The following is a 13,811-nucleotide window of genomic DNA, read 5'->3' on the forward strand; positions in this document are numbered from 1 at the left end:
GCCTCCCAGCGCGTGCCGGCCCACGCGGTCCGGCGAACCACCTCAGCCGACCCCCCAACCGGCTCGGCCGGCTGGCCCCAAAACGGTGTTATAGTCGATCCCGGTTATGACAACTGTCTTAGGAGCGTGCATGGCGGACACCCGGCAGAAGACCATCACCTGGCACGACCCACTCGCGGCGGCGGCGCTCGGGCGGACGATGAGTGGCCTGGACTACCTGACCGCGCTCGCCGAGGAGCGGATCCCGCAGCCCCCGATCGCTGCGCATCTCGGTATGTCGCTGGTGCGGGTGGCCGAGGGCGAGGTCGAGTTCGCCGCCACCCCGGACGAGTCGCTGTACAACCCGATCGGCCTCATCCACGGCGGTGTCGCCGCGACGATGCTCGACTCCGCGATCGGCTGCGCGGTGCACACGCTCCTCCCGGCGGGCGTCGGCTACTCGTCGATCGAGCTGAAGGTCAGCTACCTCAAGGCGATCCACCCGTCCGCCGGCGAACTGCGCGCCCACGGCCGCGTGGTCAAGGCCGGTTCACGGGTCGCCTTCGGTGAAGCCGAACTCCGTGACATGGCAGGCGTCCTGCTCGCGACCGGCTCCAGCAGCTGCCTGCTCATGCGCCCCTGACCCGCTCGCGCGCGACTGCCGGCGCCCGACCTGCGCGCCCCAGACCGACGCGCCCCTGATCGGCTTGCCCCGGATCCGCTCGCGACTCACCCGCGCGTCAAGACCCACGCGCGCAGGCCCCCGACCGCACCCCCCAATGCCCGTCACGAATCGTCAATAAGCTTCTCCCGCAGCTGCTGCAGTGTCTGCGCCAGCAACCGCGACACGTGCATCTGCGAGATGCCCACTCGCTCCGCGATCTGTGTCTGCGTCATGTTGCCGAAGAACCGCAGCATCAGGATCCGCCGCTCGCGCTCGGGCAGCTCACGCAACAACGGCCGCAGCGCCTCGTGGTTCTCCACCGACTCGAGCCCCGTGTCGTCTTCGCCGAGGGTGTCGGCCAATGACGTCGACTCGCCCTCGTCCCCGGTCGGCCGGTCGACGGAAACCGCGTAGTACGCGTTGCCCGCCTGCAGGCCTTCGCTTACCTCGTCGATGGAAACGTCGAGTGCGCGGGCCAGCTCGGACGGCGTCGGCGCCCGGCCGAGTTTCTGGCCCAGCTCACCGCTGACCTGCCCGATCCGCAGATGCAGTTCCTTGAGCCGCCGCGGGACCCGGACCGACCAGCTCGCGTCCCGGAAATGCCGGCGGACCTCGCCCATGATCGTCGGTACCGCGAACGACAGGAAATCGCTTCCCCGGTCCGGCTCGAAGCGGTCGACCGCGTTGACCAGGCCCAGGCGCGCCACCTGAACCAGGTCGTCATGCGCCTCGCCGCGTCCGGCGAATCGCCGCGCGATGTGCTCGGCTACCGCCAGGTATTCGGTGACCAGTGCCGTCCGTAGCTGCGTGCGGCGCGGATCGTCGGGACCGGCCGCCGCCAGCTGTTCGAACAACGCTTTCTTCTCGTCGTCGCTGAGTGTGCGGGACGGCCTCATGGTCCGGGATACCCCGTTCCCCCGGTGGCCCAATCCTCGCGCCACCGGTAGTCCATTGTGGACTCTCAGGGTCTCGCGACGAGCTGGAGGGCTGCGGGCACACTGGGCTGCAATGGCAACCGGGGCGCGAGCCCCGTCACCTCCAACGGCCTTGCCACGGCTCGCGTTGTGCCCACCAGGGCCCAGCGCAGCCGCCTGCTCAGTACAGCGCGGTCCGTATCCAGCAACACCTGGAGTCCGGCCGAGCTGAGGAAAGTGACCTCGTCGAGGTCGAGGACGAAGTCGCGCGCCGCGGCCAGCTGGTCGCCGACGAACTCGCGCAGGCGGGGTGCGCTGAGTGCGTCGATCTCGCCGGCCGTACGGGCCAGCGTGATTCCTTGCCGCTGCTCCGTGTCGATCCGGACGTCGTTCGGTGTGTGCACGGCGGCTCCCGATTCGTCGAAGGTGCTGCCGAGCGCGGATCACATCCGGCGCTGAACCCCAAAACGCCGGTCCGTGCGTTGATTCGCGCACCCGGCGCGGCTGGCTGTCCAGCCGCTCGTCTCCCCGACCGTACGGAGCGCCAAGGCGCCATGCAAGGGAGGTCGTTCGTTCGTGAAATATCTCAGGCGGCGAGTCGTGCCCACACTGTTTTTCCACCGGAGGACGACGGTGTGCAGCCCCATGTCCGCGCCGCGTCCGCGATCATTTTCATGCCGTACCCGCCACGCCCGCCGTCGTCGCGCACATAGGCACGGCGAGGATTGTCGTCGGACACCGCGATGGTCAGTTCACCGCGGCGCAGTTCCAGGCTCAGCCTGGGGGTGGATTCCGTGTGCTGGAGCGTGTTTTCCACGAGTTCGCTCGCCACGAGCTCGGCCTCGCCGGTCAGTGTGGGGACGTGCCAGCCTTCGCATATCCCGTCCACGAACCGACGTGCCCTGCGCGGCGCTTCGGGAGTCCTCACCAGCGTGATCTCCGCATGGTTTCGCATCTGCCTTCAGCTCCTACCTCTCAGGACGGCGGAGTAATACCCTCCGTCACCATCGGCGAAACAAGCCGGAACCAGGGGGTTGCCTGGCTTTTGGCGCGGGAGGACAGTGGGTAAGCCAGGTCAGCACTGAGTGCGACGAAGGCGAGGATGCGATGACCGAAATGCGCGCCCGGCCCATCGTCCTGGGTAACCGCTACGACCTCCCGGCCCGGCACCGGCGAGGGCGTGCCATTCTGCGCCTGGCCAGGACGACCGATCACAAGCAGATCGGGCTGCTGTACTTGTTCACCTCGCTCGGGTTTTTCGTGGTGGGCGGTGCGATGGCGCTGCTGATGCGGGCCGAGCTGGCGCGTCCCGGCCTGCAGTTCCTGTCGAACGAGCAGTACAACCAGTTGTTCACGATGCACGGCACGATCATGTTGCTGTTGTACGCGACGCCGAACCTCTTCGCCTTCGCCAACCTGGTGCTGCCGCTGCAGATCGGCTCGCCCGATGTCGCCTTTCCGCGACTGAACGCCTTTTCGTACTGGCTGTTCCTGTTCGGCGGACTGATCGTGTTGTCGTCGTTCGCGACACCCGGCGGTGCCGCCGATTTCGGCTGGACCGCGTACAACCCGCTGGCGGATTTCACGCATTCACCGGGTATCGGCGGAAATCTCTGGGCGGCGGGGCTCATCGTGTCCGGGCTCGGGACCATTCTCGGCGCGGTCAATATGGTGACCACCATCGTGACCCTGCGCTGTCCGGGGATGACGATGTGGCGGATGCCGATCTTCACCTGGAACATCCTGTTCACGTCGATTCTGGTGCTCGCGGTGTTCCCGATCCTGACGGCCGCCCTGTTCGCGCTGCTGGCCGACCGGATCATCGGGGCACACGCGCTCGACCCCGCCAATGGTGGCGCGATCCTGTGGCAGCACCTGTTCTGGTTCTTCGGTCATCCCGAGGTGTACATCGTCGCGTTGCCGTATTTCGGGATCGTCACCGAAATCATTCCGGTGTTCAGCCGGAAACCATTGTTCGGCTACCGCTTGATGGTGTTCGCCACCATCGGCATCACCGCGCTTTCGTTCGCGGTGTGGGCGCACCACATGTTCGCCACCGGTGCGGTGCTGCTGCCGTTCTTCTCGTTCCTGACATTCCTGATCGCGGTGCCGACCGGGATCAAGTTCTTCAACTGGATCGGCACGATGTGGAAGGGGCGGATCTCGTTCGAAAGTCCGATGCTGTGGGCGGTCGGCTTCCTGGTGACGTTCCTGCTCGGCGGGCTGACCGGGGTCATCCTCGCCGCACCGCCGCTGGACTTCCAAATCCACGACTCATATTTCGTGGTGGCGCATTTCCACTACGTGCTGTTCGGAACCATTGTGTTCGCCACCTTCGCCGGGGTCTATTTCTGGTTCCCGAAGATGACCGGAAGAATGCTCGACGAGAGTCTCGCGAAGCTGCATTTCTGGACCACGTTCATCGGTTTTCACGCCACGTTCCTGGTGCAGCACTGGCTCGGTGCCATGGGTATGCCACGCCGTTATGCGGACTACCTGCCGACGGACGGATTCACGTTGCTGAACACCGTTTCCACGATCGGAGCGTTCATCCTGGGTGCGTCGATGCTGCCGTTCATCTACAACGTGGTGCGCAGTTACCGGTTCGGCGATCCGGTCGAAGTGGACGATCCGTGGGGTTTCGGCAACTCGCTGGAGTGGGCCACGAGCTGCCCGCCGCCGCGGCACAATTTCACCGAATTGCCGAGGATCCGCAGTGAACGGCCCGCGTTCGAGCTGCACTATCCGCATATGGTGGAACGCTTGCACGAGGAAGGTCACATCACGCTGACCGGCAAACCGGTCTCGCATTCGGACGCCACCGAGACACCGTCGCAGAAGGCCGCCGGGGCCAGCGCTCCGCACGAATAGCCGCGCTCTCTCTGGGTAGCCGGGAACAGGAGCTACTTGGAGGAGACGATGACCGCAGAATCGCGTTCGATCCCGCAGCTGGTCAAGGACATGTCCGAGCAGACACGTCGTCTTGTGCGCGACGAGATGCGTATCGCGGAGGCCGAACTCAAAGAGGGCGGCAAGCGCGCCGGTATCGGCGCCGGGCTGGGTGGCTTCGCGGCCGTCATCGCGTTTCTCGGTGGCGGGGCGCTGGTCGCAGCCGCTGTGCTGGCGCTGGCACTGGTGCTGCCGGGCTGGGCCGCCGCGGTGATCGTCGGCGCGGTGCTCTTCGCGGCGGCGGGTCTTTTCGCGCTGGCCGGTAAGAAGCAGGTCCAGTCGGCGGCGCCCACGGAGACCGCGGACGAGATGCGCAAGGACGTCGACCTGATGCGGGGGCACAGTCATGCCTGAGGACTTTCCCATTGACAGCGAACAGGCCCGCCTCGACGCCGAACTGACCCGGCAGGAACTGGCGGAAACGGCGCGGGAGCTGACCCACAAGGCGTCGAAGGCCGCGATCGCGGCGGGCGCTTTGCTGGGCTTGGGTCTGGTCCTGATCATCGTCGGGAGGCGTTATGCAGCGAGGTAATGATAAGCACAACCCGCGTGAGGACGACCAGCTGAAGCACGAGCTTCGCGGAACACTGCAAGGCAACCGGCCGACGCGCGCGGAGGAATGGCGCGACCCCGAACCTCCCGCCGACGACGACCCGGAAACCCGGGAGTGGCGACGGTAGGTCAGTACCGCGGTGCACCGCTTGCGGTGGCAAGACAGGCAGGTGCGCCCCGCTAGCGTGACGTTCGGTCGTGTCGGCGGTGGGGGCGGTCGAGTATCCTGCGTGGGCGAAGGAGGGGAACGAACATGACGGCCCTGTCGCACGACTGGTTCATCCCACCCCCCGGTGGTTGGACTCTGGCCGACGTTCGTTCGCTGCCCGAGGACAGCCGGGTCGAAGTCCTCGACGGAGCCCTCATCGTGAACCCGCGCCCACTGCCCCTGCACCAGCGCATCACCCGCCGGCTCGCGGCAGTGCTCGAACCGCAGTTACCGGGCGGCTGGCAGCTGGAGACCGATGTGGATGTCCTGCTGGCCGAAGAGCCGCTGGACTACGTCGCGCCGGACCTCGTGGTGTTCGCCGCCGAGCTGCCGCTGACCACCCGGCCTATCCCGGGCGACCAGGTCCTGCTCGTGGTCGAGGTGGTGTCACGGGGGAGTAGGCGCGAAGACCGAGGCGCGAAACCGCTGGCGTATGCCGAGGCCGGGATCCGGCATTTCTGGCGTGTCGAGAGCCCGGTCAGCGGTGCGCTCGCGCTGAGCGTCCACACCCATGTCCTCGCCGATGGTGCCTACCGCGCCACCGGCGAGCACACCGGTCTGCTCCGCACGACCGTCGAGTATCCACTTGAGATCGACTTGGCCGGGCTCACGCATTGAGCCTGGCACCGACCGCAGCCGGTTTCTGACTGTCCAAAGTGGATGTAACCGCGGCACGTCCGGCCGACGTCAAGGTTGACCGAACTTGCTGGGAATACGGAAAGATCCCCCCGTCCCATCGCCAAACTCACAGGAAATTGCCAGCAAAACCCGGGATGATGGACGTAGCGGTTCGAGCGGTCGAGGGGAGGGGACTCATGCGCTGGAAGCCCGTCGCGTACACGGCGCTGGGCCTCACTTCCGCGCTCCTGCTCGGCATAACCGGTTACGCGTATTCCCAGCTCAACCGCCTCAACAACGGACTCGCCACGGCCGACGTCATCGAGCCGGCCGCCCAGCTGCCGAGCGTCGCCCCGAACGTGCCGGTGCCCGAGCAGAACATCCTGCTCGTCGGGATCGACTCGCGCACCGACGCCCAGGGCAACCCGATCCCACAGAACCTGCTCGACCAGTTGCATGCCGGGGACACCAGTTCCGGTGGCGACACCACGGACACGATGATCGTCGTGCACATCCCCGAAGGCGGCGGGACGGCGACCGCGATCTCGATCCCGCGCGATTCCTACGTGCAGATCGCCGGCGGCTACGGCAAGCACAAGATCAACTCCGCGTACACCTACGGCAAGCAGGCGGCACTCGGTGAGCTGGCGGGGCGAGGCATCACGGGTACGCAGGGTCAGCGGCAGGCCGACCAGGCGGGCGCGCGCACCGCGATCCAGACCGTCGAGCAGTTCACCGGGCTGACCATCAACCACTACGCCGCGGTCAACCTGCTTGGTTTCTACACGCTGAGCCAGGCCGTCGGCGGCGTCCCGGTCTGCCTGAACCAGCCCGCGCACGACAGCTACTCGGGCGCCGACTTCCCGGCCGGCCCGCAGGTGCTCTCCGGCGCGCAGGCGCTGGCGTTCGTGCGGCAACGCCACGGGCTGGCCACCGGCGACCTCGACCGCATCGCGCGCCAGCAGGCGTTCCTCGCCAGCGCCGCAAAGGTGGTGCTGGACGCAGGCACCCTGGCCAACCCCGTCAAGCTGGACGGGCTGATCAAGGCCGTGCAGCAGTCCGTGCTCATCGACTCGGGCTGGGACATCCTGACGTTCGCCCAGCAGCTGCGCGGGCTGTCCGCCGACGGGATCAAGTTCGAAACGATCCCGGTGCAGTCACTCAACCTCTCGACCCCGTCGGACGGTGACGCGGTCAAGGTCGACCCGGCGCAGGTGCGTTCGTTCGTCGGCGCCCTGTTCGGGCAGAACGCGCGCACGTCGTCGTTGCTGCGGCCCCCGGCCGGCGAGGCACAGGCAGCCGAGAGCAGCTCGCCGCCGACCGCCGAAATCCCGGTCTCGCCCAGTGCGAACAGCGTGGAGCTGGCCGGCTGCGTCAACTGAGCGGCTGCTTCCCTTGTCTGGGGGAGCGGCGGAGCTAGGTGGTGGCCGGGACCCAAGCGCGTTCGCGCGCGGCGAGCACGGCACGGCGCCGCAGGCCGGCGAGGCTGTGCTTGGCCGGGACGAGCAGGGCGGTCAGCCACGTGCGGTGGTACTCCTCCAGGGCGAGCGCGACCGTGCGGTGCTCGAGACAATGCACCAGCCCCGGTGTGCCGAGCCGGTGCCGGCCGGCGTGCTTCCCTGACATCGTTCCTCCGTGTGGGTGCCTTTCCGCCGCGGAGCGTACCCGGGCAGTGGCGAGCAAGCGTAATACCTGGTCGGCGTGTCACCCATATCGGTTCGATCACCGATTAGCAATCCGGCCGAAAGTAGGCGGACACGGTCCGCGGCCGACCTGCTTGTAGACACCTGTTTCCGCCGTGGCTGCCGCCGGATTGGTCACGAACGGCGCAGCGCCTGGTTGAATGCGGTCATGCTGCGTGTGGGGCTCACCGGCGGGATCGGTGCGGGCAAATCGACGGTCGCGGCCCGGCTCGCGGAGCATGGGGCGGTGCTGATCGACGCCGACAAGCTCGCTCGTGAGGTGGTCGAGCCGGGAACCGAGGGGCTCGCCGCGCTCGTCGAGGAGTTCGGCGCAGGCATACTCACCGTCGAAGGGGCGCTCGATCGGCCGGCGCTCGCCGCGAAGGCGTTCGCCGACGAGGGCTCGCGCCAGCGGCTCAACGGCATCCTGCATCCGCTCATCGGTGCGCGCACGGCCGAGCTGATGGCGGCCGCGGCACCCGACGCGATCGTCGTGCACGACGTCCCGCTGCTGGTCGAAGGTGGCATGGCGGCCAACTACCACCTGGTGCTGGTGGTCGATGCGCCGGTCGAGGTGCGGGTTCGCCGGCTTGTGGATGCCCGCGGCATGGCCGAGGCCGACGCGCGGGCACGCATCGCGGCACAGGCGACCGGCGAGCAACGACGCGCGGCCGCGGATGTCTGGCTCGACAACGGGAGCACCCCGGACATCGTGGTGGCCGAAGTGGACCGGCTGTGGGCGGACCGGCTCGTCCCGTACGAGGCGAACCTCCGGCTGCGCCGTCGGCGCCCGCAGATGTCTCCGAAAATCGTGCCCTACAACGAAGAATGGCCCGCGCAGGCGGCCCGCGCGCTCGCGCGGGTCCGGCGTGCGGCGGGTGAGCGGGCGCTGCGGGTCGATCACATCGGTTCGACCTCGGTGCCAGGGTTGCCCGCCAAGGACATTGTGGACCTCCAGCTGGTCGTGTCCACTTTGGAGGATGCCGACGCGCTCGCGGAAGCGTTGCTGGACGCGGGTTTCCCGCGCACGGAGGGGGAGTGGACGGACACTCCACAGGACGGCTCGAGGCCATGGCCCAAACGCGTGCACACCGGTGGTGATCCGGGCCGCGCGGTGAACCTGCACGTGCGCTCGACCGAAACTCCGGCCTGGCGCCTCGCCCTGCTGTTCGCCGGCTGGCTTCGCGGCAATCCCGGTGAGCGTGAGGCTTACGCCGAGGTGAAACGACAGCTCGCCGAAGCCCACGCGGGCGATGGCAGCATCGGTGCTTACGCCGCCGAAAAACAGGGCTGGGTCAACGAAGCCTTCCGCCGCGCCGAGACCTGGGCCGCCACGACAGGCTGGACTCCCTGAATCAGTGTCGCTGCCAGGAAAGCTCGATGTCCATTGTGGACAGCCAATCGTGGATCTTGTAGCCGTGCGCGGCCAGCCCGCCGACGGTGGCGTAGGCGATCTCCAGTGCGCGCCGCGCGTCGGCAGGGCTGATCAGCCCGGCCGCGGACGCGGCGAGCAGCTCATCGGTGTCGAGCACCTGCAGGCCGCGTCCTTCGCGTAGCACGATGTCGAGGTACCAGTCGGTGGAGCGCCACACGTCGCCGTCACGATCGATGTGCACGACGTCGAGGTAGAAGTCCTGGTCCCGCTCATGCCCTGGACTGAACCAGAAGTCGGTCAGCCGCAACCCGAGTCCGGGCAGCAGCCATGACTCCAGATAGTGGAACTGTGCGCGCCCGGGGGTGGGACGTGCGAGGTAGAGGCCGAACGGCTCCACCCGGTATTGCTCGACTTTCCGGAGGTGGCCCTTCGGATCCGTGTTCGTGCCCGCGGCGACGTCGAAGGTTTCGATCTTCGGCGGGTGGATCGTCCCCGCGTGCTCTGTCATGCGGACATCTTTGCCGGTTTACACGCCGAAAACGAGTGTCACGACGGTAGGGTGATCGCGTGGTGGACGAAGCGACGGTGACCGGCTGGGTTTCGCGCATCGCGGGAGATCTCAGTGGCCAGGCCAATCAGCTCACCGCCGACATGGTGCAGCTGTATGCGCGCGAGTTGCCGCATCTTGTCAATGACGACGAGAGCGTGGTCAGTCTCCTGTCGGCGAGCCTGTTCCAGAACATCGACACCGCACTGCGGATCTTCCAGCACGGGATCGACCCGACGCGTGTCGAGGCGCCCGCCGCGGCGATGGAATACGCGCGGCGCCTTGCCCAGCGCGGGACCCCGGTCGTCGACCTGATCCGCGCCTACTATCTGGGCCAGACCGCGATTCTCAACTACGCGCTCACCGAAGCCGCCGAGCAGATCCACGATTCGCAGGTGCTCGGCGCCATGATGAGCAAGGCGCTGACCGGCACGTTCGCCTTCATCGACCGGGTCACGCAACAGGTCGTGTCGGCGTACCAAGAGGAACGTGACCGCTGGCTGCTCAACCGCAACGCGGTGCGGGCGGCACGGGTGCGGGAATTGCTCGACGGCGACATGTTCGACATCGACACGCTCGAGACGGCGCTGGGCTACCGGTTACGTGGCACGCATCTGGCGATGATCGTGTGGCATGCGGTGGAACCCAAACAGGGCAACGCTCTCGCGTCGCTTCAGTCAGTCACCGCGGCGATCGCCGAGTGCCTGCAGACGGCCGGGGCGGCGCTGCTGGTGCCGGCGGACGAGCGGTGCGCGTGGGTGTGGTTCCCGCTGGAGAAGGTCGCACTGCCGGACGAGGATCATGTGCAGCGCGTGCTCGCGAAGGCGGAGCCGACGGTGCGGCTCGTGTTCGGCGACCCTGCTGACGGGATCGAAGGGTTCCGGCGCAGTCACCGGCAGGCCGAGCGGGTGCATGCGCTGTCCACCGCGGCGGGCGAACAGTGCGAGCGAGCGTTGACCTTCAGAGATGTCGGGGCGATCGCGCTGATGACCGCGGACCTTTCAGCGGCGCGCAGCTGGGTCGCCGACACCCTGGGCGCACTGGCCACCGACGATGAGCAGCACGAACGGTTGCGGGAGACGCTGCTGGTGTTCCTGGCGACGGGCAGCAGTTACACCGCGGCGGCGGCGAGGCTGACCATGCACAAGAACTCGGTGCAGTACCGAGTGCGCAAAGCTGAGGAGACGATCGGGAAGCCGGTCATCGATAATCGGCTTGACGTCGAACTCGCGCTCCGGCTGTGCCGGAGGCTGGGCACTGCGGTGCTGGCAAAGGCCTGATCAACACGGCTGTTTTCCTGGCTGAACAATCGCATGGCCGATACTTTCGGTCTATGACACCAGTCACCCGAGTGATCGTTGGGCCGTTAGCACGAAGCGGTCCGCGATTATTCCGGTTTACGATCCCCACATGGGGAACGTCATCCACGCAGAGCCGACAGATCTCTTGGCGGTGATCCGCCTGCGGCGCGGCGTGGTCGGCGAGTGCAGACGCGTCAGCCACCTTGTGCCGCTCCCCGCGGAGGGCCCCATCCCGATGCAGCTGACCGCCCTTTGCGGCGAGATCATCCTGCCCAGCGACGCCGAGGTACTGAACCGCATCGGCGGCATGCCCTGCGAAGCCTGCCTGGCCCGCCAGGCCCGGCGCGAGTACCGCGCCCTCCGGTAGCGGTCCTCGCTGCTGCCGGCCCGCCGGCCGGGGTCGGTTCGCAAGGGCCCGTTGTCTGCGCGCCGAGTGCTTGGGTTGGGGCGCCGGGGTTCGCTGCGGGCGCTTGTGTTGGCGAGGCCGGGTGGCCTGGCCGGGTCGGTTGGTGAGGGCCCGTTGCCTGCTTGCGCCGGGTGTTGGCGCGGCGGGGTTCGCTGACTGCGGTCGCGTGAGTGGGGTGGTCTGGCGAAGGGGTGGCGAGGGCCCGTTGTCTGGTTGCGCCGCGTGGTGATGTTGGCCGGCTGGGGTTCGCCGCCCGTGCTTGCGCTGCCGACCGCCCTGCTGAGGCCGATTCGCCTGCCCGCGTTGGTTTTCCGCGCCGCCCGTGAGGCCTCGTGCTGCGGGCTCGCCACCAGGGCAGGACTCGGCCGGCCAGCCCGGCCAAGTCCAGCCCCGCTACTTCAGGCCCGCCGCGTCCATGCCGCGCAGTTCCTTTTTCAGGTCGGCGATCTCGTCGCGGAGGCGGGCCGCCAGTTCGAACTGCAAGTCCCGGGCGGCCTGCATCATCTGCTCGGTCATCGACTGGATCAGGTCCGCCAGCTCGGCGCGCGGCATGGACGACACGTCGCGCTCCACGAGGACGCCCGACGAGCGGCCGCCTTGTACGGGTTTCTTGCCGCGCGAGGCGTTCCGGCCCGAGCCGCCGACCTCGACTTCGCGCTCGGAGTCCTCGGCCTCCGTGTATACCCGGTCCAGGATGTCGTTGATCTTCTTCCGCAGCGGCTGCGGATCCAGCCCGCGCTCCTCGTTGTACGCGATCTGCTTCGCGCGGCGCCGGTTCGTTTCCTCGATCGCGTAGCTCATCGAGTCGGTCACCTTGTCCGCGTACATGTGGACCTCGCCGGACACGTTCCGCGCGGCGCGGCCGATCGTCTGGATCAGCGACGTCCCGCTGCGCAGGAAGCCTTCCTTGTCCGCGTCGAGGATCGCCACCAGCGACACCTCCGGCAGGTCGAGCCCCTCCCGCAGCAGGTTGATCCCCACCAGCACATCGAAATCGCCCGACCGTAGCTGCCGCAGCAACTCGACGCGGCGCAGCGTGTCCACCTCCGAATGCAGGTACCGCACCCGGATGCCCAGCTCCAGCAGATAATCCGTCAGATCCTCGGCCATCTTCTTGGTGAGCGTGGTGACCAGCACGCGTCCCTCCTTGCCCGCCTTCGGCGAGGAGGGTCCCTGTGCGGTGCCAGATCCGTAGTCCGCTCGGCTTCCATCGGCCCGCTCCCGGATCTCGTGCACCAGATCGTCGATCTGGCCCTCGGTCGGCTTGACGACCACCTTCGGGTCCACCAGACCCGTCGGCCGGATCACCTGCTCGACGAACTCGCCGCCGGTCTGCCCCATCTCGTACGGGCCCGGCGTCGCCGACAGGTACACCGTCTGGCCGATCCGGTCGGAGAACTCCTCCCACGTCAGCGGCCGGTTGTCCACCGCGCTCGGCAACCGGAAGCCGTACTCCACCAGGTTCCGCTTGCGGGACATGTCGCCCTCGAACATCCCGCCGATCTGCGGCACCGTCTGGTGCGACTCGTCGATCACCAGCAGGAAATCGTCCGGGAAATAGTCCAGCAGTGTCGCCGGCGCGGACCCGGCGGGACGCCCGTCGATATGCCGCGAGTAGTTCTCGATACCGGAGCAGAACCCGACCTGCCGCATCATCTCGACGTCGTAGCTGGTGCGCATGCGCAACCGTTGCGCCTCCAGGAGTTTGCCCTGTTTCTCCAGCTTCGCGAGCTGCTCCTCCAGTTCCTTTTCGATACCCTGGATGGCCTTTTCCATCCGCTCCGGACCCGCGACGTAGTGGGTGGCCGGGAAGATCCGGACCTCGTCCACCTCGCGCACGATGTCCCCGGTCAGTGGGTGCAGGTAGTACAGCTTGTCGATCTCGTCACCGAAGAACTCGACCCGGATGGCCAGCTCCTCGTACGCCGGGATGATCTCCACCGTGTCCCCGCGTACTCGGAACGTGCCGCGCGCGAACGCGACATCGTTGCGGGTGTACTGCACATCCACCAGCGCGCGCAGGAACACGTCCCGGTCGACCTCGCCGCCGACCCGCAGCTTGCTCGAACGGTCCAAATAGGACTGTGGGGTGCCCAGGCCGTAGATGCACGACACCGACGCGACCACGATGACATCCCGGCGGGACAACAGGTTCATCGTCGCGGAGTGCCGCAGCCGCTCGACATCGTCGTTGATCGACGAGTCCTTCTCGATGTAGGTGTCCGTCTGCGCGATGTACGCCTCGGGCTGGTAGTAGTCGTAGTAGCTGACGAAGTACTCGACCGCGTTGTGCGGGAACAGTTCGCGCAGCTCGTTCGCCAGCTGGGCGGCCAGCGTCTTGTTCGGCGCCATCACCAGCGTGGGCCGCTGGACCCGCTCGATCAGCCACGCCGTGGTGGCCGACTTGCCGGTCCCGGTGGCACCCAGCAGCACGACGTCCTTCTCGCCCGCCTTGATCCGGCGTTCGAGCTCGTCGATGGCCGCCGGCTGGTCACCGGCGGGCTGATACTCGCTGACCACCTCGAACCGCCCGCCGGTCCGGGGGATCTCGGAGACCGGGCGGAACTCGGACTGCGCCAGTACGGGGTGTTCGGTTGCGAAAGCCACGGAAACCAG

The 13,811-nt window shown here is 67.5% G+C and carries 15 protein-coding genes; 9 read left to right on the forward strand and 6 right to left on the reverse strand.

The features are described from left to right. Positions 1–130 precede the first annotated feature (130 nt). Positions 131–622 carry a PaaI family thioesterase gene (locus tag GKO32_RS25705; protein WP_154759484.1) on the forward strand — a complete coding sequence of 164 codons (492 nt, stop codon included), beginning with the start codon at positions 131–133 and terminating at the stop codon, positions 620–622. A 143-nt stretch (positions 623–765) separates the two neighbouring features. Here GKO32_RS25705 and GKO32_RS25710 read toward each other — a convergent pair whose 3' ends face one another. From GKO32_RS25710 to GKO32_RS25720, 3 genes are all read right to left on the reverse strand, one after another. After that, positions 766–1,539 carry a SigB/SigF/SigG family RNA polymerase sigma factor gene (locus tag GKO32_RS25710; protein ID WP_154759485.1) on the reverse strand — a complete coding sequence of 258 codons (774 nt, stop codon included), beginning with the start codon at positions 1,537–1,539 and terminating at the stop codon, positions 766–768. Positions 1,540–1,604: 65 nt separating this feature from the next. Next, complete coding sequence (locus tag GKO32_RS25715; RefSeq protein ID WP_154759486.1) at positions 1,605–1,961, reverse strand: anti-sigma factor antagonist; 357 nt, start codon at positions 1,959–1,961, stop codon at positions 1,605–1,607. 182 nt (positions 1,962–2,143) lie between these two features. Beyond that, on the reverse strand, positions 2,144–2,512 hold the full coding sequence (locus tag GKO32_RS25720; protein WP_154759487.1) for an ATP-binding protein: 369 nt from the start codon (positions 2,510–2,512) through the stop codon (positions 2,144–2,146). A 152-nt stretch (positions 2,513–2,664) separates the two neighbouring features. On the opposite strand from GKO32_RS25720, the gene ctaD reads away from it, so the two are divergent. The 5 genes from ctaD to GKO32_RS25745 all read left to right on the forward strand — a co-directional run bounded on the left by ctaD (position 2,665) and on the right by GKO32_RS25745 (position 7,266). Then, positions 2,665–4,428 (forward strand): aa3-type cytochrome oxidase subunit I, encoded by a 1,764-nt coding sequence (gene ctaD, locus GKO32_RS25725; RefSeq protein ID WP_154759488.1) that lies wholly within the window; start codon positions 2,665–2,667, stop codon positions 4,426–4,428. Positions 4,429–4,476: 48 nt separating this feature from the next. Continuing rightward, positions 4,477–4,860: a phage holin family protein gene (locus tag GKO32_RS25730; protein WP_154759489.1), complete on the forward strand. Its 384-nt coding sequence runs from the start codon at positions 4,477–4,479 to the stop codon at positions 4,858–4,860. Beyond that, positions 4,853–5,038, forward strand: a complete 186-nt coding sequence (locus GKO32_RS25735; protein ID WP_154759490.1) for a hypothetical protein — start codon at positions 4,853–4,855, stop codon at positions 5,036–5,038. The genes GKO32_RS25730 and GKO32_RS25735 overlap by 8 nt, the downstream gene beginning before the upstream one ends. 273 nt (positions 5,039–5,311) lie before the next feature. After that, positions 5,312–5,884, forward strand: coding sequence for a Uma2 family endonuclease (locus GKO32_RS25740; protein WP_154759491.1), 573 nt, complete (start codon positions 5,312–5,314; stop codon positions 5,882–5,884). 197 nt (positions 5,885–6,081) lie between these two features. After that, positions 6,082–7,266: an LCP family protein gene (locus GKO32_RS25745; protein WP_154759492.1), complete on the forward strand. Its 1,185-nt coding sequence runs from the start codon at positions 6,082–6,084 to the stop codon at positions 7,264–7,266. Positions 7,267–7,300: 34 nt separating this feature from the next. Here GKO32_RS25745 and GKO32_RS25750 read toward each other — a convergent pair whose 3' ends face one another. Further along, positions 7,301–7,510 (reverse strand): hypothetical protein, encoded by a 210-nt coding sequence (locus GKO32_RS25750; protein ID WP_154759493.1) that lies wholly within the window; start codon positions 7,508–7,510, stop codon positions 7,301–7,303. A gap of 225 nt (positions 7,511–7,735) precedes the next feature. On the opposite strand from GKO32_RS25750, the gene coaE reads away from it, so the two are divergent. Continuing rightward, positions 7,736–8,920, forward strand: coding sequence for a dephospho-CoA kinase (coaE, locus tag GKO32_RS25755; RefSeq protein ID WP_154759494.1), 1,185 nt, complete (start codon positions 7,736–7,738; stop codon positions 8,918–8,920). Between the two features lies 1 nt (position 8,921). On the opposite strand, the gene GKO32_RS25760 is transcribed toward coaE, so the two are convergent. Beyond that, entirely contained in the window at positions 8,922–9,449 is a 528-nt protein-coding gene (locus GKO32_RS25760; protein ID WP_154759495.1) for a ribonuclease FAU-1 family protein, read from the reverse strand. Positions 9,450–9,508: 59 nt separating this feature from the next. Here GKO32_RS25760 and GKO32_RS25765 point away from each other — a divergent pair, with 59 nt between their 5' ends. Continuing rightward, positions 9,509–10,768: a PucR family transcriptional regulator gene (locus GKO32_RS25765; protein ID WP_312868532.1), complete on the forward strand. Its 1,260-nt coding sequence runs from the start codon at positions 9,509–9,511 to the stop codon at positions 10,766–10,768. Positions 10,769–10,898: 130 nt separating this feature from the next. Next, positions 10,899–11,156: a hypothetical protein gene (locus GKO32_RS25770; protein ID WP_154759496.1), complete on the forward strand. Its 258-nt coding sequence runs from the start codon at positions 10,899–10,901 to the stop codon at positions 11,154–11,156. A gap of 432 nt (positions 11,157–11,588) precedes the next feature. On the opposite strand, the gene uvrB is transcribed toward GKO32_RS25770, so the two are convergent. Beyond that, positions 11,589–13,802 carry an excinuclease ABC subunit UvrB gene (gene uvrB / locus GKO32_RS25775; RefSeq protein WP_312868533.1) on the reverse strand — a complete coding sequence of 738 codons (2,214 nt, stop codon included), beginning with the start codon at positions 13,800–13,802 and terminating at the stop codon, positions 11,589–11,591. Between the last annotated feature and the right edge of the window lie 9 nt (positions 13,803–13,811).

It is taken from the genome of Amycolatopsis pithecellobii, assembly GCF_009707865.1.
In the GTDB taxonomy this organism is placed as follows: Bacteria; Actinomycetota; Actinomycetes; order Mycobacteriales; family Pseudonocardiaceae; genus Amycolatopsis_E; species Amycolatopsis_E pithecellobii.

What these genes read in the sequence shown, in the direction of transcription:
- GKO32_RS25705 (WP_154759484.1), top strand. Translation starts at nt 131, where the DNA reads ATGGCGGACACCCGGCAGAAGACCATCACCTGGCACGACCCACTCGCG.
- GKO32_RS25710 (WP_154759485.1), bottom strand. Translation starts at nt 1,539, where the DNA reads ATGAGGCCGTCCCGCACACTCAGCGACGACGAGAAGAAAGCGTTGTTC.
- GKO32_RS25720 (WP_154759487.1), bottom strand. Translation starts at nt 2,512, where the DNA reads ATGCGAAACCATGCGGAGATCACGCTGGTGAGGACTCCCGAAGCGCCG.
- ctaD (WP_154759488.1), top strand. Translation starts at nt 2,665, where the DNA reads ATGACCGAAATGCGCGCCCGGCCCATCGTCCTGGGTAACCGCTACGAC.
- GKO32_RS25730 (WP_154759489.1), top strand. Translation starts at nt 4,477, where the DNA reads ATGACCGCAGAATCGCGTTCGATCCCGCAGCTGGTCAAGGACATGTCC.
- GKO32_RS25735 (WP_154759490.1), top strand. Translation starts at nt 4,853, where the DNA reads ATGCCTGAGGACTTTCCCATTGACAGCGAACAGGCCCGCCTCGACGCC.
- GKO32_RS25740 (WP_154759491.1), top strand. Translation starts at nt 5,312, where the DNA reads ATGACGGCCCTGTCGCACGACTGGTTCATCCCACCCCCCGGTGGTTGG.
- GKO32_RS25745 (WP_154759492.1), top strand. Translation starts at nt 6,082, where the DNA reads ATGCGCTGGAAGCCCGTCGCGTACACGGCGCTGGGCCTCACTTCCGCG.
- GKO32_RS25750 (WP_154759493.1), bottom strand. Translation starts at nt 7,510, where the DNA reads ATGTCAGGGAAGCACGCCGGCCGGCACCGGCTCGGCACACCGGGGCTG.
- coaE (WP_154759494.1), top strand. Translation starts at nt 7,736, where the DNA reads ATGCTGCGTGTGGGGCTCACCGGCGGGATCGGTGCGGGCAAATCGACG.
- GKO32_RS25760 (WP_154759495.1), bottom strand. Translation starts at nt 9,449, where the DNA reads ATGACAGAGCACGCGGGGACGATCCACCCGCCGAAGATCGAAACCTTC.
- GKO32_RS25770 (WP_154759496.1), top strand. Translation starts at nt 10,899, where the DNA reads ATGGGGAACGTCATCCACGCAGAGCCGACAGATCTCTTGGCGGTGATC.